This window comes from Turicibacter sp. T129 (assembly GCF_025594975.1).
GTDB classification, from domain to species: Bacteria; Bacillota_I; Bacilli_A; order MOL361; family Turicibacteraceae; genus Turicibacter; species Turicibacter bilis.
In genome coordinates, this window is the sequence record NZ_JAMQUU010000059.1 from 1 (window position 1) to 18,894 (window position 18,894).

General features: G+C 33.8%; 19 protein-coding genes, 1 tRNA gene, 1 other RNA gene and 1 pseudogene. 17 read left to right on the plus strand and 5 right to left on the minus strand.

Translation table 11 applies throughout. The features are described from left to right. Positions 1 to 309 precede the first annotated feature (309 nt). The 14 genes from NEH75_RS10420 to NEH75_RS10485 all read left to right on the plus strand — a co-directional run bounded on the left by NEH75_RS10420 (position 310) and on the right by NEH75_RS10485 (position 13,925). Positions 310 to 624 (plus strand): hypothetical protein, encoded by a 315-nt coding sequence (locus tag NEH75_RS10420; RefSeq protein WP_070099803.1) that lies wholly within the window; start codon positions 310 to 312, stop codon positions 622 to 624. A 613-nt stretch (positions 625 to 1,237) separates the two neighbouring features. Further along, positions 1,238 to 3,058 (plus strand): menaquinone biosynthesis decarboxylase, encoded by a 1,821-nt coding sequence (locus NEH75_RS10425; RefSeq protein ID WP_262941286.1) that lies wholly within the window; start codon positions 1,238 to 1,240, stop codon positions 3,056 to 3,058. Continuing rightward, positions 3,045 to 3,917, plus strand: a complete 873-nt coding sequence (locus tag NEH75_RS10430) for a UbiA-like polyprenyltransferase (protein WP_055305718.1) — start codon at positions 3,045 to 3,047, stop codon at positions 3,915 to 3,917. Before NEH75_RS10425 ends, NEH75_RS10430 begins: the two co-directional genes overlap by 14 nt. A gap of 10 nt (positions 3,918 to 3,927) precedes the next feature. Further along, positions 3,928 to 4,518 (plus strand): UbiX family flavin prenyltransferase, encoded by a 591-nt coding sequence (locus NEH75_RS10435; RefSeq protein WP_055305719.1) that lies wholly within the window; start codon positions 3,928 to 3,930, stop codon positions 4,516 to 4,518. Next, the gene (locus NEH75_RS10440; RefSeq protein ID WP_055244788.1) at positions 4,508 to 5,470 is read left to right on the plus strand and encodes an ABC transporter substrate-binding protein; all 963 of its coding nucleotides are present in this window, start codon (positions 4,508 to 4,510) and stop codon (positions 5,468 to 5,470) included. The genes NEH75_RS10435 and NEH75_RS10440 overlap by 11 nt, the downstream gene beginning before the upstream one ends. A 20-nt stretch (positions 5,471 to 5,490) precedes the next feature. Next, entirely contained in the window at positions 5,491 to 6,252 is a 762-nt protein-coding gene (locus tag NEH75_RS10445; protein WP_055244786.1) for an ABC transporter ATP-binding protein, read from the plus strand. Then, positions 6,249 to 6,992, plus strand: a complete 744-nt coding sequence (locus NEH75_RS10450; protein ID WP_055244784.1) for an ABC transporter permease — start codon at positions 6,249 to 6,251, stop codon at positions 6,990 to 6,992. The genes NEH75_RS10445 and NEH75_RS10450 overlap by 4 nt, the downstream gene beginning before the upstream one ends. 27 nt (positions 6,993 to 7,019) lie before the next feature. Further along, on the plus strand, positions 7,020 to 7,385 hold the full coding sequence (locus NEH75_RS10455) for a proteasome assembly chaperone 4 family protein (protein WP_070099801.1): 366 nt from the start codon (positions 7,020 to 7,022) through the stop codon (positions 7,383 to 7,385). Positions 7,386 to 7,496: 111 nt separating this feature from the next. After that, positions 7,497 to 8,258: a MerR family transcriptional regulator gene (locus NEH75_RS10460; protein WP_055305721.1), complete on the plus strand. Its 762-nt coding sequence runs from the start codon at positions 7,497 to 7,499 to the stop codon at positions 8,256 to 8,258. 119 nt (positions 8,259 to 8,377) lie between these two features. Then, positions 8,378 to 10,753: an EAL domain-containing protein gene (locus NEH75_RS10465; protein WP_055305722.1), complete on the plus strand. Its 2,376-nt coding sequence runs from the start codon at positions 8,378 to 8,380 to the stop codon at positions 10,751 to 10,753. 141 nt (positions 10,754 to 10,894) lie between these two features. Beyond that, entirely contained in the window at positions 10,895 to 12,076 is a 1,182-nt protein-coding gene (locus NEH75_RS10470) for a M20 family metallopeptidase (RefSeq protein ID WP_055275246.1), read from the plus strand. A gap of 14 nt (positions 12,077 to 12,090) precedes the next feature. Then, on the plus strand, positions 12,091 to 12,990 hold the full coding sequence (locus NEH75_RS10475; RefSeq protein ID WP_238581300.1) for an LD-carboxypeptidase: 900 nt from the start codon (positions 12,091 to 12,093) through the stop codon (positions 12,988 to 12,990). A 177-nt stretch (positions 12,991 to 13,167) separates the two neighbouring features. Continuing rightward, positions 13,168 to 13,770: a thymidine kinase gene (locus NEH75_RS10480; protein WP_055305723.1), complete on the plus strand. Its 603-nt coding sequence runs from the start codon at positions 13,168 to 13,170 to the stop codon at positions 13,768 to 13,770. Positions 13,771 to 13,832: 62 nt separating this feature from the next. After that, positions 13,833 to 13,925, plus strand: a tRNA-Ser gene (locus NEH75_RS10485). A gap of 120 nt (positions 13,926 to 14,045) precedes the next feature. On the opposite strand, the gene NEH75_RS13645 is transcribed toward NEH75_RS10485, so the two are convergent. From NEH75_RS13645 to NEH75_RS10500, 4 genes and pseudogenes are all read right to left on the minus strand, one after another. After that, entirely contained in the window at positions 14,046 to 14,360 is a 315-nt protein-coding gene (locus tag NEH75_RS13645; protein WP_411040524.1) for a FeoB-associated Cys-rich membrane protein, read from the minus strand. Next, positions 14,352 to 16,200, minus strand: a pseudogene (feoB, locus tag NEH75_RS10490) (ferrous iron transport protein B); the annotation flags it as partial. The pseudogene feoB and the gene NEH75_RS13645, both read right to left, overlap by 9 nt. Before the next feature lie 29 nt (positions 16,201 to 16,229). Then, the gene (locus tag NEH75_RS10495; protein ID WP_055244329.1) at positions 16,230 to 16,454 is read right to left on the minus strand and encodes a ferrous iron transport protein A; all 225 of its coding nucleotides are present in this window, start codon (positions 16,452 to 16,454) and stop codon (positions 16,230 to 16,232) included. A gap of 14 nt (positions 16,455 to 16,468) precedes the next feature. Then, positions 16,469 to 16,678 carry a ferrous iron transport protein A gene (locus NEH75_RS10500; protein WP_055244327.1) on the minus strand — a complete coding sequence of 70 codons (210 nt, stop codon included), beginning with the start codon at positions 16,676 to 16,678 and terminating at the stop codon, positions 16,469 to 16,471. A 196-nt stretch (positions 16,679 to 16,874) separates the two neighbouring features. On the opposite strand from NEH75_RS10500, the gene NEH75_RS10505 reads away from it, so the two are divergent. Next, complete coding sequence (locus NEH75_RS10505) at positions 16,875 to 17,240, plus strand: metal-dependent transcriptional regulator (protein ID WP_055305724.1); 366 nt, start codon at positions 16,875 to 16,877, stop codon at positions 17,238 to 17,240. A gap of 678 nt (positions 17,241 to 17,918) precedes the next feature. Here the strand turns inward: NEH75_RS10505 and NEH75_RS10510 are convergent. After that, the gene (locus tag NEH75_RS10510) at positions 17,919 to 18,131 is read right to left on the minus strand and encodes a heavy-metal-associated domain-containing protein (protein WP_055244323.1); all 213 of its coding nucleotides are present in this window, start codon (positions 18,129 to 18,131) and stop codon (positions 17,919 to 17,921) included. A gap of 96 nt (positions 18,132 to 18,227) precedes the next feature. Between NEH75_RS10510 and tadA the strand changes: the two genes are divergently transcribed. Continuing rightward, positions 18,228 to 18,716, plus strand: a complete 489-nt coding sequence (gene tadA, locus NEH75_RS10515; protein ID WP_055244321.1) for a tRNA adenosine(34) deaminase TadA — start codon at positions 18,228 to 18,230, stop codon at positions 18,714 to 18,716. 32 nt (positions 18,717 to 18,748) lie between these two features. Next, an RNA gene (gene ffs, locus NEH75_RS10520) (signal recognition particle sRNA small type) lies at positions 18,749 to 18,844 on the plus strand. The last annotated feature ends 50 nt before the right edge of the window (positions 18,845 to 18,894 follow it).

An 18,894-nucleotide genomic window follows, 5' to 3' on the forward strand; every position in this document is an offset into this window, starting at 1 on the left:
ATTATCTCCTACTCGATTTATTTTAATTTAACAACCTGAGGAGATTTTAATAATTAACATAAACTGATTTAAAAACAGAGAGAGAAAGAGCTTTGGCATAGGCCAAAAGCTCTATTTGTTTAAATCAATGATTAGAAAAAAGAACAAAAATATCCTGTATTAGGGAATATTTAGTTGAAAAATGTTCAAACTAGGACTATCTTATGTATTGCTGATTTTGACTTTTACTTACTTCATAGATGATGAGAAAACAATAGAATGAAAATCTGATCAATAATAATGGAAAGGAAGTAAATGGTGTTAAATATGATGAGAGATATCCAGAGGCTAATTAAAGAGAATAAGTTGGAAGATGCTATTCATGGAGTAATCGATGGATCAAAGAAAATAGAGCGAGTTGTTTCTGAATATTTATGGTCACAACAACGTCTTCAAGATTTGATTTTACGTGAATCAAAGGGAGAATTGATGCATTGGAACCATCTATACGATAGAATTGCCTATGTAGATGATTTAAATTCACCATGGTTTTATCGAGATGAAGAAGGGTGTTTTTATAATGTTACCGAAGATCATTTGAGTGAATTATTAATTCGAATTGAATTAATGACTCAGAGTGAGTAAGGGAATCATCTCAACATAAAGCTGATTGGTAGACTAACTATAAATAGTAGGAAGAAATTGTGTTAAGTCAATTTCTTCTTTTTTATATTCTATATATGGCGAAATCTAATTGATGGTTTTTCTTATATACTAGCTATAGTAAAAAGATTCTGAAAGGAACTTATATCAAAGCAATCTCTATGATAAGAGTTCTTTCAAATCATGTTAAAAGCTTTTCGCCATGTATATAGATAAAAATAAATTAAATTCATCTAATGTTCTTTATAGTAGCCAATGATAGATGTTTATGATGAAGAAAAATAATTATCTTTGATAGAGGGATGTTGGAATTTAGTTTCGCTTTCAATTTGAAATACGTTATACAGAGTTCGACAAAATAATTCGTTAGTTATGATTCTATTAGAATCTATCGAGAATATTACACAAAAAAATCCATTATTTAAAAACTACTTATTATAATTTGTAATAAAATGTAGAAATTTTGATACAAGAGATTTTATAATAGAGTTTGTGGTGAAAAAATGAACTATTTGAACTATGTTTTTTCTTTTGAAAAGGAGAGAAAAAATAAAAGTTTCAAGAGAAGAATTAATAAAAGTTTGAGGAGGAAATAATGGCATTTAAAGATATTCGATCGTTTATGAACCTCTTAGAAAAAAGAGGAGAATTAGTCAGGGTTACAGCAGAGGTCGATGCAGAATTAGAAATTACAGAAATTACAGATCGAATTTCAAAACAGTACGGACCTGCATTGTTATTTGAAAATGTAAAAGGATCAAACTATCCTGTTTTAATTAATTCGATGGGAAGTGATGATCGAATGAGTTGGGCACTTGGTGTAAATGAGCTAGATGATTTAGAGCGAGATATTGCCAACTTAATTAATATGCAAAATTATATAAAGATTCCGAGTCTGATTCGGTCAATTCCAAATTTGATGAGACTTTTAGCTGTTTTTCCTTGGAAATTACCGATGAAAGGGGCTTGCCAAGAAGTCATTGAACATCATCCAGATCTCTCAACCTTACCGGTTTTAAAATGTTGGCCTGAAGATGGAGGACGATTTTTTACCTTACCATTAGTCATGACGAAGGATCCAGACACTGGAGTTCAAAATACAGGAATGTACAGGATGCAGATTTTTGACAAAAATACGACAGGTATGCATTGGCATTGGCATAAAGATGGCCGCGAAATTTATGATAAATATCGCCAGTTAGGTGGGAAAATGCCAGTTTCAGTAGCGATTGGTTGTGATCCAGCTATTATCTTCTCGGCAATTGCTCCATTACCTAAAATGATTGATGAAATGATGTTTGCAGGTTATTTACGAAAACGTCCAGTCAAAATGGTTAAATCGATTACGAATGATATCTATGTTCCAGCCGATGCAGAATTTATTCTTGAAGGATATGTTGATGTCAATGAAGCGTTACGATTAGAAGGGCCATTTGGCGATCACACGGGCTATTATTCATTAGCTGACATGTATCCAGCTTTTCATGTCACGTGTATCACACACAAAAAAGATGCGATTTATCCAGCAACAATTGTTGGACGACCACCGATGGAAGATTGTTATATGAGCAAAGCAACTGAGCGAGCATTTTTACCGCTTTTAAAAATGATTTATCCTGAGATTGTGGATTACTCTCTACCCTTTGAAGGTGTCTTTCATAACTGCGTCATCGTCTCTATTAAAAAGCGATTCCCTGGTCATGGAAAGAAAGTAATGAATTCTCTATGGGGGATGGGACAGATGATGTATGCTAAAATGATCATTGTTGTGGATGAAGACATTAACCCTCATGATACGAAAATGGTCGCAAATCACATCTTTAAAACTTTAGATCTTAAAGAAGATTTAGTCTTCTCACAAGGCCCATTAGATGCATTAGACCACTCATCAGCGACCGATCATTATGGTTATCGATTAGGTGTTGATGCTACACGAAAATTTGAAGTAGAAGGCAAGATGGTGGAGTGGAAGATAGCTGAGCAGAAAGATTTCACTTCTTATCTTGAAACTCATCCTCAAATTCAAAGTTTTGATTATCCTTTACAGGGAGTCCTTCAAGGATGCTTAATTGTTTCTATGAAAAAACAACAGTCAGGAGATGTCCAAAACTTAATGCATGAACTATGGAATCAAGAAGAAATGGCGTTTAACAAATTCTTAATTGTCGTAGATGAAGACGTCGATGCAAAAGATACCTCTAAAGTGGCATGGAAAGTCTTTAATAATATCGATGCTAAACGAGATTTAGAAATTGTTGAAGTGTCAGATCAAAACTTTGGTCATCGAGTTGGAATTGATGCAACGAAAAAGACAGCCTTAGATCAGCATCCTCGTCAATGGCCAAATGATATTGTTATGTCTGATGAAATTAAAGAAAAAGTTACAAGGAGATGGAGCGAGTATGGAATTAACTAAAAAGATTTATAAAAAAGTTAATGACTATGGAATTTTAGTCATGTTCTCACATACGATTTTTTCATTATCCTTTGCTCTTATTTCCATGTTATTAGCTGGGCAAGGGCATTTGAGTTTTAAAACAATCTTTTGGGTTTTAATTGCCTTTCTTTCAGCTCGTACAGGAGCAAATGCCTTAAATCGTGTCATTGATGCTGAAATTGATGCAAAAAACCCTCGTACAGCAACCCGCCAGATTCCGCAAGGATTAATGAATAAAAAGGAAGTCATCATTTTTGTTGTGATTTGCTTTGTCATCATGGTGTTCGCAGCAGCGCAGTTAAATACGATTTGTCTAATTTTATCCCCAATTGCGCTCTTTTTAATGACGATTTATTCATACACGAAGCGATTTACTTGGCTATGTCATTTAGTCTTAGGTGTAACTTCTGCAGCAGCACCTGTTGGAGCATGGTTAGCTGTAACTGGAACTATTTCGTGGATTCCTCTTTTAATGGGGGCTGCCAATACGCTATGGGTAGCGGGATTTGATATTATTTATGGTGCACAAGATTACGATTTTGATGTTAAAAATGGCATTCATTCGATTCCAGCACGATTTGGAGTCAAAAATGCCTTACATATTTCATCCGCCTTTCATATCTTAGCGGTTGCTTTCTTAATTATGATTGGTCTCTTATCACCGGATCTAGGAATCATTTATTTTGCTGGATTAACGATTAATATTGTTTTATTTATCATCCAACATAAATTAGTAGCACCAGATAATTTAAAAAATGTAAAAGTAGCTTCTTATAGTATTAATCAGGTGATTAGTATTGTCTTTTTAATCACGGGTGTATTAGATTGTTTAATTTAGGAGAGACATCATGAAAAAAATTGTTGTTGGAATTACAGGAGCAAGTGGAAGTATTTACGCGAAGCGTATGATAGAGGTATTAGTAGAGCAAGGAATTTTAGTTCATGTCATTGCTACAGATACAGGAAAAAAAGTCTTTAACTATGAACTTTCTTTAAATTTAGAAAGTTGGATTACTGAAATGCAACAACAGTACTCTAATGTGAAATTAGAAGATAATCATAACTTATTTGCTGGTGTGGCTAGTGGGTCATATGGTTTTGATGCGGTGATTATTTTACCTTGTTCGATGGGAACAATGGCTGAAATTAGTCATGGGTTATCATCGAACTTATTATGTCGTGCGGCGGATGTCGCCTTAAAAGAATCACGTCCATTAATTATTGTTCCGAGAGAAACACCTCTAAATACGATTCATTTAGAAAATATGTGCCGCCTATCAAAGGTAGGTGCAACAATTATTCCTGCAATGCCTGGTTTTTATCATCATCCACAAACGATGGATGATCTCATTAACTTCGTTGTCGGAAAAATTTTAAGTTATTTAAAAATCGAACATGAATTATTTAAGAAATGGGAGGATACAAAATATGAAGATTAAAAATTTATTGGTTACAACATTAGCTGTGGCTGCTGGTTTAACATTAACGGCATGTCAATCAGATAAGTCAGAAGGAGCATCAACTTCACAAGAAGGAGAAGCGGTAACTTTGAATTTTGGGGCTATGGGGTCTATCGATACGATTCCATTCGTTATTGCACAAGAAAATGGCTATTTTGAAGAAGAAGGAATTAAGGTTAATTTAGAGTTATTTAACGCAGCTAAAGACCGCGATGCGGCATTACAGGCAGGGCAATTAGATGGTGTATTAGCAGATGAAACAGCGATTGCAATTTATCAAAACTCAGATATGGATATGCAAATTACGGGTGCAACAAATGGATACTGGACATTAGTAGCGACAGAGCAATCAAACATTCACTCATTAGAAGATTTAAAAGGTAAAAAAATCGGAATCTCTGAAAACACAATGATTGAATATTTAGCAGATGATATTACTACATTAAATGGAATTGCAGCAGAAGATTTTGAAAAAGTCGCGATTCCTGCCATGCCAGCACGTTTAGAAGCATTAAGAAATAATCAAATTGATGCCGCTATCTTACCAGCACCATTTAATGAAACAGCGATTGCCGATGGTGCAGTTGAAATTGAAACAATTCACAATACAGATATCATGATTTCAGTAACTGCATTTTTAAACAGTGTCATTGAACAATATCCACAAGCTATTCAAGGATTCTATAATGCTTATAATAAAGCTGTAGATTATATTAATTCAACAGACATTAGCGAGTATGAAGATGCTGTCATTAAAACAGTTGGTTATTCTGAAGAAACTCGTGGAAACATCATTTTGCCAAAATTCAAACATAACTACTTACCAGATGTAGAAAAGGTTCAGAAAGTATTTGATTGGGCAACAGCAAAAGGGTTATTAACAAAAGATATTACAGCAAAAGATGTCTTAAATAACGTTGCGACAAAATAACTAGATGAAGGAGAACCTGTATGATACAGATAAAAAATTTATCTGTTTTCTATCAAGGTAAAGAGGGAACGACTCAAGTTCTAAATCAGCTTGATTTCACCATGAATCGTGATGAAATTTGTGCGATTATTGGTCCATCAGGTTGTGGAAAGTCAACCTTACTTAAAGTTTTATCTGGGATTATAACGACTCATGAGGGTGAAGTCCTCCTAAATCAGGAGGTACTTAACCCTCATTCGCATAAAATCGGCTTAATTCCACAAAACTTTGGACTTTTACCGTGGAAAACAGTACAAGAGAACTGTCTACTTTCATTTAAGATAAAAAAAGAGAAAATCACTTCTTCTACACTAGAAAAAATGGATCAGATGATGAGACGTCTTAATATTGATCATTTAAAAAAGAGATATCCTCATGAATTGAGTGGTGGACAAAAACAACGTGTTGCGATTGTTAGGAGTTATTTAATGGAGCCTGATCTTCTTTTGATGGATGAAGCTTTTTCAGCATTAGATGCAATCATTAAAGAAGAAGCACAACAACTCTTTTTAGATGTTTGGAGCGAATCTAAAATTAATACGTTCTTCGTTACTCATAGCATTGATGAGGCGTTATATATGGGAAAAAAAATTATGGTTTTATCTAATAACCCGGGTCAGATTGTTAAAATCATAGATAATCCGCTATTTCATTTAACGGACTATCGTAATCATTCAGATTATCCACACCTATATGCTCATTTAAAGCAACTGATTAAGAAAGGGTGGATAGAAGAGTCATGATTTTTAAAAAAATGTGGAATTTAGCTAAAGGGTTTATTTTGTTCAATTTTATTTGGTATCTATTAGCGTTGATCATGAATTCTCGCGTGTTACCGACACCCGATAAAATTTACGTACATTTACCTACTTTGTTACAAAATGGATTTGAGGTTCATATTATTGCGAGTTTATATCGTTTATTTCTAGGAATGTTCATTTCTTTTCTGATTGGAACGATCATTGGGTTGTTAATGGGATATTTTCCGAGTATGAATAAACTATTCAACCCACTTGTCTATTTTGTTTATCCTGTTCCTAAAACAGCTTTGTTACCAGTCGTTATGACCATTTATGGACTTGGGGATAACTCGAAAATTATGATTATTGTTTTAATTACCGTTTTTCAAATGATTGTCTCAGTTCGTGATGCGGTCATTAATGTTTCAAAAGAAAACTATCACTCACTTATTAGCTTAGGAGCCAGCTCATTACAATTGTTTTATCATGTGACCTTTCCCGCGATTTTAACAGAACTCTTAACGAGCATTCGCGTCACACTTGGAACCGCCCTATCTGTTTTATTTTTTGTGGAGGCTTATGGGACAAAGCAGGGAATGGGCTATTTTATTCAAGATGCTTGGTCACGAATTAATTACATTGATATGTATTCAGGTATTCTGATACTTAGTCTTATAGGAGTTTCTTTATTTATTATTATTGATTTATTAGAGAATCGATTTTGTAAATGGAAAAAACAATAAATGCTTAGAAAAAGGAGATTGAAATTGATGCAGTTATCAAAGTTATTTCATCAGCATAAAATCAGTGTTAAGATTCAAGAAATAGGCAATGATTTGAATATATGTATCTTTGGCGGAGATGAACCACATATTGGAGCTGTTGCTTTAGGAATTCCTATCACTTTACCTCATGATCCACTTACTCAGACATCATCGGTCTCATTAATGACGGTACCTGGGCACAAAGAAGATGAGTTTGCATTAAGAGTGGCTCGTCAATTAACCAAACAGTTAAACAAAGTCATTGTCGTTAGTTGTGGTATTCATATTCAAGACATTAAGAAAGAGGAAATTTTCCAATTAAGTGAATTATTAGATGATATTATCAATGAACTATTAAGTGTTTTAGCATAATAGGAAAGAGCTGTCTTTTTAATAAAGACAGTTTTTTTGTGAAATTTAAAATCATTTATTGACCTTTACGTTACGTTAACGATTATGATAAATCTACAAGGAGGGATGACCATGGAATATACGATTCAAAAGTTAGCTCATTTGGCTGGCGTTAGCACAAGAACTTTGCGTTATTATGATGAAGTTGGAATCTTAAAACCAGCTCGGATTAATTCATCAGGCTATCGTATTTATAGTCAAAAAGAAGTCGATCGTCTGCAACAAATTCTCTTTTATCGAGCGCTCGAGGTTGGAATCGATGAAATTAAACAGCTTCTTTTAAATCCATCGTATGATGAGCTAGATGCTTTAAATGATCATTATCAAAAACTCCTTGAAAAACGTGCACAAATTGATTTACTTATTCACAATGTTCAATCAACGATTGCCATGAAAAAAGGAGAGAAACCAATGACAAACAAAGAAAAATTCCAAGGATTAAAACAACAATTGATTAAGGAAAATGAACAAAAATACGGAAAAGAAATTCGTAAAAAATATGGAGATGAAAAAATTAACCGTTCTAACAAACAATTCGCCAATTTAAGCGAAGAAGAATTTAATCAGATGAATGAATTAGGACAACAAATTTTAGAAAAATTAGCAATAGCTATGAAGACAAATAATCCTCAAGGTGAATTAGCACAAGAAGTCGCAAAATTACATCATCAATGGCTAGGCTATACATGGCCAAGTTATAGTCGGGAAGCTCATGCTGGACTAGCTCAAATGTATGTATCTGATGAACGTTTTACCGCATATTATGATGATGCAGTTGAAACGGGTGCAACTCAATTTTTATGCGATGCAATTTTATACTATACTTCGAAATAATCGCAAATCAGACAGAATAAAAGTTCTGTCTTTTTTTATGGTTTTTTTTATGAAACATTCTCTTTAACTCTGATTTTGTTTATAATAGATACTAAGATTAATAAAGAAGAGGAAGAGGTATGGAGTATAAAAAAATTAGGTTTTTAATTTTAAGTAAAACCAATGAAATAGAGAGAATGTTAGATGATTTGTTTATTGAACATCAAGAACAAATTAGTTTAAATTGTAAAACCTATCAGAATATTCGAAATCATGACGTAAAGGAATATGATTTTATCATTATAGATAATAGTGAGTTAGATGATTCGATCGAAATGATTCGTCAAATTAGACATCAAATGAATCAGAATATTCCGATTTTAATGTGCATTAATCAAGAATTCATGCAAAAGTTAAATGACTGTATTGAGGCAGGAATTTCTGATTATATTGTGAAACCTTATACAAAAGAAATGTTAAAGTTAAGAATTCAAAATAACTTAAATTTAATTGACGCATTTAAAATGTCAAAAAATAAAGAGTTACAATTTGATGCGTTATTAAATAATAATCCGTATATGGCGTGGTTCAAAGATAAAGAAAGTCACTATATTACCGTGAATCGTGAATTTAGAGAACATTCGGGAAAAGATGATGAAACTATTCATGGTCGAGACGATCAATTCGTTTGGGATGGGCAAATCGGAGATCGTTGTCGTGAATTTGATTTAATTGTGATGAACGAACGTCGACAAATTATGTTTGATGAAATTATTCCTGGTAAAAAAGGATATCGTCAATTTAATATTTATAAAGCCCCAGTTATGGATGAAATGGGAGATGTTATTGGTACGATTGGGATTGCTCGAGATATTACAGAACTTAGAAATAAAGATACTAAACTCTCAATCATTTTAGAAAATATTCCATTTGCTGTTTTCTTAAAAGATATGAATGGAATTTATATTGATGTGAATACGAACTTTCTAAATTTATGTCAATTAACACGCGATGAAATTATCGGACGAACTTGTTATGAACATGCATTAAGTGAAGGATGTATAGAAGAAGATCATTTAATAATGGATACCCTTGAGAGCAAAGTATTTATTCGAAAAATAATGAGTGAGGGAAATGAACGTACATTAGAAATTTATAAAGCTCCTGTCTTTGATATTCAGGAACAAATGATTGGAATTGTTGGGGTAATGAAAGATATTACAGATATCATTCAAACTCAAGAACATATTAAAACATTAGCTTATACTGACTTTTTAACAAGCTTAAAAAATCGTCGTAGTTTATATCATTATCTTGAAAATGATCTAGCGAATAAAAATATTCCATTGACTGTCTTGTTTATCGATTTAGATAACTTTAAAAAGTTAAATGATAGTTTTGGTCATCATGTGGGAGATAAAGCTTTAGTTCATATTGCAGAAAAACTCGCTAATATTTGTGACGATGCTTTTGTAGCCCGTGTAGGTGGAGATGAATTTGTTGTTATTTGGGAACAAATTAGCGATGAGATATTAACTCAAAAGCTAGATCTTTTATTAAATAAGATGCGAACAGAATTTAGTAGAGGCGAGTATGCTAACATTGTTTCAGTGAGTATTGGGGTGGTTCGAAATGAATGCTCGTCAGGAGATGTTGAAACTATTTTGTTAAAAGGGGATTTAGCGGTTTATAAAGCAAAAGAAAAAGGAAAAAATCAGTATGTTATTTATACAGATGACCTTGAACGGGAGCGATTATTTAATTTACAAATGGAATATGATTTAAGACACTCGATTCAAAATAAGGAAATCAATCTATTTTACCAACCCCAATATACAGTTGATAAAGAATTAGTCGGTTTTGAAGCATTATTCAGATGGAATCATCCAAGATATAAACATATTCCTGTCATTGAGATTATTCGTTTGATTGAAGAATTAAGATTAATTGAGGAAGTTAGTGCATATGTTTGTCTTCAAGCTTTTGAATTTGCTAACGAAATTAATCAAAATAGAGAAAATCCAATCGTTGTCTCAATTAATATTTCTGCGTTACAAATTATGAATGATAACTTTGTGGATAATTTTAAATCACTGATTAAACAAGCAAATGTTAATCCGAACTATATTGGAATTGAAATTACAGAGACTGTTTTAATGCAAAATATTAATGAGAATATTAAAAAAATACGTGAACTAAAAGATTTAGGAATCACTATTTCACTTGATGATTTTGGAACAGGCTACTCATCATTGAACTATTTAATTAATTTGCCTTTATCAAAGGTGAAAATTGATCGTAGTTTTATTAAAGGGATGGGGAAGCAAGATGAATTTAAAAGCCTTGTCCGACTGATTATCGATATTGCACATTCGTTACAATTACCCGTCATTTCAGAAGGTGTTGAAAATGAAGAGGAATTAGAAATACTGAAACAGATGGATATTGATAATATCCAAGGGTATTATTTCTCAAAACCTATTTCAAAAGAAGATGCTTTATTATTAATTAAATAAACAAAAAGTAGAAGATCTTAATTGAAGATTTTCTACTTTTTTTGTTTTTAACCACACTTAAAAATAATGAGTTGACTATACATTTTTTAACAAGGTGATTTCATATAATGAATTATCTTATAGTATATAGGAGGATTAGAGATGTATCAAAAAGTTAAGGAAATGGTCGATACCATTTATCCACAACTCATTGCTATTCGTCGCGACTTACATCAACATCCTGAACTAGGTCTAGAGGAATACCGAACATCGGCGTTAGTTTTAGACTATTTACAACAGTGGAATATAAAAGTAACCCAACTTATTGGAGAAACAGCCATCGTTGGCTTAATTGAGGGAAATCCGGGAGAGAAAACAATTGGGTTACGAGCAGATATGGATGCTCTTCCCATTGAAGAGAAAACAGGGGCACTATATGCCTCATTAATACCAGGAAAAATGCATGCTTGTGGACATGATGTTCATACAACAATTTTATTAGGGGCTTCTTATATCCTTCAACAGCTAAAAGAAGAGTTTAAAGGGAATGTTAAACTTTTTTTTCAACCAGCTGAAGAAACAGTAGGTGGAGCTAAACCAATGATTGAAGCAGGATGTCTGGAACACCCGAAAGTCAATCATGTATTAGGACTTCATGTTCGTCCAACTTTAAATGTGGGTGAGGTAGGATTTCATTATGGAAAGTGTCATGCGGCAAGTGACACCATTATCATAAGCATTAATGGAAAACAAGCACATGGAGCCTATCCACAAGATGGAATCGATGCAATTTTAATTTCGGCACATGTCATTACGGCATTGCAAAGTCTGATTAGTCGTAACTTATCTCCATTTGAAACAGCTGTTCTTAGTTTGGGGATTATTGAGGGAGGAACGGCTGGGAATATTGTTTGTGATCAAGTCACAATTAAAGGAACATTACGCACCCTTGATCAAACGACACGTGTTTTTATGAAAAAACGGATCATTGAAGTTGCAGAAAACACTGCAAAAGCTTTTGGAGGAAGTGCAGATGTTCGTATTGAAGAAGGCTATGCACCACTTATTAATGCTCACGCCATTACAGATGCTGTTGCTCATGTCGCAAGGAAGCTACTTGGAGAAGACAATGTAATTATTATGGAGCATCCAAGTCTTGGGGTTGAAGATTTTGCGTATTTTGCGGAGGCTGTTCCATCATGCTTTTATAATTTAGGAACATCGAATCCTCATAAAGGAATTCAAGCTGCTTTGCATGAGAATACATTCGATGTGGATGAAGAAGCGATTAAAATCGGGGTTTGTTTACAAGTCTTATCAGCACTTCATTTACTAGAACAATAAGGGGGGAAGAGAGCGTGATTGAACCAAAACCATTAAAAATGGGAGGGAAAATAGCAATTGTTGCACCGGCAGGACCATTAGAAGCAGAAACCGTCTTTAAAGGAGAGGAAGTTTTAAAAGAAATGGGTTTTGATGTAATCATCACTCCCAGTTGCTTTGAACGAAAAGGTTACTTAGCAGGATTATCGGATCGCCAACGAGCAGAAGATATTATGATGATGTTTGCAGATGATGAAGTCGATGCTATCCTTTGTATGAGGGGCGGATACGGTTGTAATCGGATTATTCCATACTTTAAAAACTTCAAATTTGAAAACTATCCGAAACCATTTATCGGTTATAGTGATATTACTTACTTGCACCTTTTCTTCAATCAATACCATCATCTGATCACCTATCATGGCCCCATGCTAAAAGATCTTCTCCTTAAAAATGAAACAACGACTAATCATTTTTTAGAAACTATTATGGGAGAGACAACTTTTGATATGATTGATGTTCCGTATTATAATCAAACCGTTTGTCCCGCTTCTGGAATTTTAGTTGGGGGAAATTTGACGATTATTTGTTCGACGCTCGGAACCCCTTATGAAATTGATACACGAGGAAAAATTTTATTTATCGAAGAAGTTAATGAACCCGTTTATGCGGTTGACCGATTACTCATGCAACTCAAATTTAGTGGAAAGCTAAACGATGCAGCGGGAATTATTTTAGGTGACTTCAATGTTTATGATAAAAAAGAAACAGACAAGTTACTTAAACGCACACTAACATCTTGTCATAAACCAATTGCCTATAATATTCCAAGTGGACATTGTAACCCACTAATTACCCTTCCACTAGGTGCTTATGTTACTTTAAATCCTCAAACAAATAGTTTATCTATCCAACAAGGATATACTTGTCAATAAGAAAAAGCGATAAAATCAGTTAGGATTTTATCGCTTTTTGTATATCTGGGAAATAATTTGGAAATTAAAAGGTTGGCTTGAATCTTAAAAGAATTATCTGTTATAATTATCAAGCTGTTCAAATTTTGATAGAAAACGTAGAGAAATGTAGGATAGGATGAAAGGTGGTTTCATAGTATGTATGATGTTCGACAAGAAGGTTGGGTAGAAGCAATTTGTGGTAGTATGTATGCAGGAAAGACTGAAGAGCTAATTCGTCGTTTAAAGCGTTTAGACTTTGCGCGCCGTCCATATTGCTTATTCAAACCAGCTATTGATAATCGCTATAGTGACGATGAAGTCGTATCACATAGTGGATTGAAAATGCCGTCAATCGCGATTAAACACCCAATTGAGATTTTAGATTACATTAAAGAAGATACATATGCTGTTGCAATTGATGAAGTGCAATTTTTCGAAGAAACTATCGTTGAAGTGGTTGATCACTTAGCAGATAAGGGAATTCGTGTGATTGTTGCAGGCCTTGATAAAGATTTCCGTGGTGAACCATTTGGAACAATGCCAGCTTTATTAACAAAAGCAGAGTTCGTGACTAAGTTAACCTCTATTTGTAGTGTTTGTGGGGCATCTGCGACACGTTCACAACGATTAATTAATGGACAACCTGCTTCATATTTTGATCCAATTATTCAAGTCGGAGCTAAAGAAGCATATGAACCACGTTGCCGTCACTGTCATGAGATAAAAGATCGTCCAGATTGTTTAGGTTTAAAAAAATAAAAAAATTAAGATAAATGATTGACAATATAATTATATTTCGGTATAATCTATATTGTTGATACGGAGGAATACCCAAGTCCGGCTGAAGGGATCGGTCTTGAAAACCGACAGGGCGTGAAAGCGTCGCGGGGGTTCGAATCCCTCTTCCTCCGCCATAACAAGATAATAATTCACACGTCATGTGTGATTTTTTTTTATTCTTTGTAAGAAAATATTATCGTTATAATAGTAGGGTACAAAAAAAGGAGCTAAATGTTTTTAGCTCCTTTTTTAATTTATGATTTATGGTAAGTTTTCGCCTTTGTACATCCTGAACATCCACAGTTACATCTAGTTGATTTTTGATTACGTAAGATTTTGCGGATTGCTAATAGTAAAGCAATGATAACGATTAGAGTAATGATAATAGTAGCTGTAGAAATGTGATGGGTTTGAATAAAAGTACCACCTTGATAAATCACAAGAGCTACAACATAAGCTAAACCTGTTTGGTATCCAATAGCAATCCATGTCCATTTCCAAGACATCATCTCACGTTTAATCGCACCAATAGCAGCGAAACACGGAGCAGCCAGTAACGTAAAGGCCATGAAGGAATAAGCACTTAAGGGTGTGAATAAAGCTGACATATTTCCAAGTAGCTCGACTGATTCCTCTGTCATTTCCTCACCTAAACCAAATAATACCCCAAACGTTGCAACGACATTTTCTTTCGCTAAGAATCCAGTTACAGTCGCCACAGCTGCCTGCCAATTTCCAAATCCTAAAGGAGTGAAAATAGGGGCAATGACACGACCGATTGAAGCTAAAATACTCTCATTCGCTTCAACCATTTCAAGTGACCAATTAAATGATTGCAAGAACCAAACGACACCTGAGGCAACGAAAATAATCGTTCCTGCTTTATAAATAAACGCTTTAGCACGATCCCACATATGAATTAAGACACTTTTAAAACTCGGAACATGATATTGTGGAAGTTCCATAATAAATGGGGCAGGATCACCAGCAAATAACGGCGTTTGTTTTAAAATAATTCCTGAAAGAATAACCATCCCAATTCCTAAGAAGTACATCGAAGGAGCTACCCAAGATTGAGTTGGGAAAAATGCACCTGCCATTAAAGCAAAGACTGGTAATTTTGCTCCACAGGGAATAAAAGGTGTTAACATAATCGTCATACGTCGATCCTTTTCATTTTCAATGGTACGGCTTGCCATAACTGCTGGCACACTACATCCCGAACCGATGAGCATTGGAATAAAAGATTTTCCCGATAATCCAAATTTTCTAAACATGCGATCCATAATGAAAGCCACGCGTGCCATATATCCACAATCTTCTAATATTGAAATCAGTAAAAATAAAATCATAATTTGTGGAACAAATCCTAAAACCGCACCAACTCCACCGATAATTCCATCCACAATCAGACCAATTAGCCAATCAGCTGTCTGAATACTTTCTAAGAAAGCTGCGACATTTCCTTGAATGAATTCACCAAAGAACGAATCATTAATCCAGTCCGTCGCAAAGGTACCAATAGATGTGATAGAAATATAATAAATTCCCCACATAATTAAGGCGAAAATCGGAAGAGCTAGCCAACGATTAGTCAATAATTGGTCAATCTTATCTGAAGTCGTTAAATTACCTTGCATTGATTTTTTGACATACTGTGACACTAGTTGACTAATATACTCATAACGCTCATTCGTAATAATACTTTCGCTATCATCATCAAACTGTTCTTCACAAGCAATTGTCATCTCCTCAAATTTAACCTTCACACTTTCAGGTAATGATAATTGTTTTACCACACGGGTATCACGCTCAAATAACTTTATACTGTACCAGCGAAGAAGTGGTTCAGGAACAGCCCCTGATAATAAAGACTTCATTTCGTGCAACATCCGTTCAATATCTGAACTGAAAGTTGGCATCGCAGGTGCTTGTTTAACAGAAACAACGGCTTCAATTAACTCGTTTAATCCTTTTTGTTTTAAAGCTGTCGTCTCAATGATACGACATCCTAATTGTTTGGATAGTTTGGCAAGATGAATCTTTGTTCCATTCTTTGTAACGATATCCATCATGTTTAGTGCAATGACCATTGGAATAGTGGTTTCCATTAATTGCGTGGTCAAATAAAGGTTTCGTTCAATATTAGAAGCGTCAATGATATTTAAGATGACATCTGGTTGTTCATTTATTAAAAAATCACGAGTAATAATTTCTTCCGGAGTATATGGAGAAAGTGAATAAATCCCTGGTAAATCGACAATTTTAATCTCTTTGTTTCCTTTTAAATACCCTTCTTTTTTCTCTACTGTTACTCCCGGCCAGAGCATTAAACATCGTCGTTTTCCCACAGTTCGGGTTTCCGACTAAAGCAATTGTTATAGACATTGTAAACTCCCCCTTAATCATAGTGAATGATGTTGATTACCAATGGAAATTTAAATCTCAACGATAATATTTTCAGCATCTGCTCTACGAAGCGATAATTCATAGCCACGAACGGTTATTTCAATGGGATCCCCAAGTGGGGCAACTTTTCGGATATAAATAGTAGCTCCTTTTGTAATCCCCATATCCATAATCCGGCGCTTAAGCGGTCCTGTTCCATTTAGCTTTTTTACGATGACTGTTTCACCAATTTTCACATCTTTTAATGTTTTCATTCGATATCTCTCCCTTATACAAAAATACGTTTTGCCATCGTTTGATCGAGTGCAACACGTGTATCTTTAACATTAATAATAAAGTTCTGTCCAAACTTAGATACAATGGTCACTTCACTTCCAACAATAAATCCAAGACTCTCTAGAAAACGTTTGGTATCATCACGCCCACTAATTTTTTTAATGATAACTGATTCTCCTATCTCTACCATTGTTAATGGCATCATTATGGCCTCCCTTTAATATTAGCAATTACCAACTTCAGTAGAAAAAAGTTAGCTTAAGCTAACTCATATTACTAATTTGACATTTATATCCAATAATGTCAATAGCTATTTAATAAAAGTATAAAAGTTGAAGAAACGAAACAAACTATGTTAAGATTAACTATATTTAGATTTTAAGAAATAGGGTGGGTAGATGAAATTACAAGAGTCGGGTGAAAATTATTTAGAAACCATTCTAATTTTAAGCCGAAAAAATGGATCTGTTCGTTCTATCGATGTGGCAAACGAGTTAAATTTTTCAAAACCAAGTATTAGTCGTGCGATGGGAATTTTGAAAAATGCAGGTCTAATTACGATAGAGAAAAATGGACAAATTAACTTAACTGAAATGGGTCATGAAAGAGCAACTGCGATTTATGAACGTCATTGCTTAATTAAAGAATTTTTAATAAAGACACTCCAAATTGATGAATCATTAGCTGATAAAGATGCTTGTCGAATTGAACATGTTATTAGTGAGGAAACGTTTAATCGAATGAAAGAGTTATTAAAAAAATAACATAATAAGAGGCGGATAAATATCCGTCTTTTTCTTTAACCTCTGTATGTTAGCATTGTCTCATGTGAAAAATATAGGAGGAGTGATGGAGTGGCTTTTAATTAAAGCGACTACTATTAATCTCACTGACTGAAGCCAGCTCTATTTTATCAGTGTCTCAATTAATTTTTTTATTAATGGAGAGTTATTTAATATATAACCAATTAGAATATTAAATAGAAGTATAAAAAAGAGCAGCCGTTATCCACAAGTAACCGTTGCTCTTTTTTATTATATAAGTCTAGAAAAGTTTTTCACTTAAAGGTTTACTAGTGATGGATAACCTTACACTCTTTGAGTGATCAAAATAGGATAAGGAACCTAATAAATGATAATCTGAAATAATCGATTAATTTTCATTTAAATAATCTTTTTGAATACTCAATTATTGTTTATAGCAATTCGTTAAGAAAAACATTTTTGTTTGAAACACTCATTCATCGATATTATTATAAAACTTATCGAAAAATGGATTCTCATACATAATCTCCTTTAAAGGTGATAAGAATAATGTTCTGATCGTAGTGTTGATCGTGAAGTTTTTCGAACGTCAATTGGCCCTTCAACGGGGATAAAAAAGATTTATTTTGTTTCATAGCGTTCCCCATTAAAGCTTCAAATATAAAAAAGAAGTTCGCCTTAACGAACTGTGTAACCTAAACGATTAAATGCATCAAGAATATATTTCGGGGAACCAATCCCTTCATTATAACGAACAGAAACTAATTTTAAAGAAAGATTAATATCTAACTTTTCCACACCCTCTAAATTTGTTTCGAAGTAATCTTTAATTTTTTTTACATCCTCATTTGAACTTAAATTTTCTACATTTAGCATAAAAGTTTTAGCCATCATCCTCACCTCAGACTTTCTTTATTACTTAGTCTTGATAACATCCCTATTTTATCATAGAATAAATTAAAAAAGAACAAATAACAGGTGATTATTATGGAGCACATCTTATTTATGCAACAAGCCATCGAAGAAGCTAATAAAGCCAAAGCCATCGGAGAAGTGCCCATTGGTGCTGTTATCGTTAAAGATGGACAAATTATTGCTAGAGCCCACAATTTACGTGAAAAAATTCAACTTTCAAATGCTCATGCTGAAATGTTAGCCATTAGCAAAGCAAATGAAGTAGTTGGATCTTGGCGATTAGAAGATTGCATTATGTATGTTACACTCGAACCATGTCCGATGTGTGCAGGAGCTATTGTTCAATCTCGTATTCCGACTGTTATTTATGGTGCGAAAGATCCTAAAGGTGGATGCTGTGGAACAATTTATAATTTACTTGATGAATCAAAGTTTAATCATCAATGTGAAGTGATTTCAGGTGTCTTAGAAGAAGAATGTGGACAACTGTTGTCAGATTTTTTTAGAGAATTAAGACAGAAAAAAAAGCAGCAGCGTGTTGACAAGCAAGAGTCAAATTGATATACTAAATGTGTATCAATCGAAACTCTCTTTTGGTACCCTTATTCAATAGAACGGTGTGAACCAGGTCAGGACAGGAATGTAGCAGCCTTAAGCATTTAGTTTTATGTGAGTAAGGGTACCAAAGGGGAGTTTTCTTTTTTTATCTTCATTTATCGGTATAATATGGAAAAATAGA

Bases quoted from the DNA above. Each gene is read 5' to 3' on its own strand.
- NEH75_RS10420 (WP_070099803.1), top strand. From the start codon at position 310: ATGAGAGATATCCAGAGGCTAATTAAAGAGAATAAGTTGGAAGATGCT.
- NEH75_RS10425 (WP_262941286.1), top strand. From the start codon at position 1,238: ATGGCATTTAAAGATATTCGATCGTTTATGAACCTCTTAGAAAAAAGA.
- NEH75_RS10430 (WP_055305718.1), top strand. From the start codon at position 3,045: ATGGAATTAACTAAAAAGATTTATAAAAAAGTTAATGACTATGGAATT.
- NEH75_RS10435 (WP_055305719.1), top strand. From the start codon at position 3,928: ATGAAAAAAATTGTTGTTGGAATTACAGGAGCAAGTGGAAGTATTTAC.
- NEH75_RS10440 (WP_055244788.1), top strand. From the start codon at position 4,508: ATGAAGATTAAAAATTTATTGGTTACAACATTAGCTGTGGCTGCTGGT.
- NEH75_RS10445 (WP_055244786.1), top strand. From the start codon at position 5,491: ATGATACAGATAAAAAATTTATCTGTTTTCTATCAAGGTAAAGAGGGA.
- NEH75_RS10450 (WP_055244784.1), top strand. From the start codon at position 6,249: ATGATTTTTAAAAAAATGTGGAATTTAGCTAAAGGGTTTATTTTGTTC.
- NEH75_RS10455 (WP_070099801.1), top strand. From the start codon at position 7,020: ATGCAGTTATCAAAGTTATTTCATCAGCATAAAATCAGTGTTAAGATT.
- NEH75_RS10460 (WP_055305721.1), top strand. From the start codon at position 7,497: ATGGAATATACGATTCAAAAGTTAGCTCATTTGGCTGGCGTTAGCACA.
- NEH75_RS10465 (WP_055305722.1), top strand. From the start codon at position 8,378: ATGGAGTATAAAAAAATTAGGTTTTTAATTTTAAGTAAAACCAATGAA.
- NEH75_RS10470 (WP_055275246.1), top strand. From the start codon at position 10,895: ATGTATCAAAAAGTTAAGGAAATGGTCGATACCATTTATCCACAACTC.
- NEH75_RS10480 (WP_055305723.1), top strand. From the start codon at position 13,168: ATGTATGATGTTCGACAAGAAGGTTGGGTAGAAGCAATTTGTGGTAGT.
- NEH75_RS13645 (WP_411040524.1), bottom strand. From the start codon at position 14,360: ATGGCCTTTACGTTACTGGCTGCTCCGTGTTTCGCTGCTATTGGTGCG.
- NEH75_RS10495 (WP_055244329.1), bottom strand. From the start codon at position 16,454: ATGAAAACATTAAAAGATGTGAAAATTGGTGAAACAGTCATCGTAAAA.
- NEH75_RS10500 (WP_055244327.1), bottom strand. From the start codon at position 16,678: ATGCCATTAACAATGGTAGAGATAGGAGAATCAGTTATCATTAAAAAA.
- NEH75_RS10505 (WP_055305724.1), top strand. From the start codon at position 16,875: ATGAAATTACAAGAGTCGGGTGAAAATTATTTAGAAACCATTCTAATT.
- NEH75_RS10510 (WP_055244323.1), bottom strand. From the start codon at position 18,131: ATGGCTAAAACTTTTATGCTAAATGTAGAAAATTTAAGTTCAAATGAG.
- tadA (WP_055244321.1), top strand. From the start codon at position 18,228: ATGGAGCACATCTTATTTATGCAACAAGCCATCGAAGAAGCTAATAAA.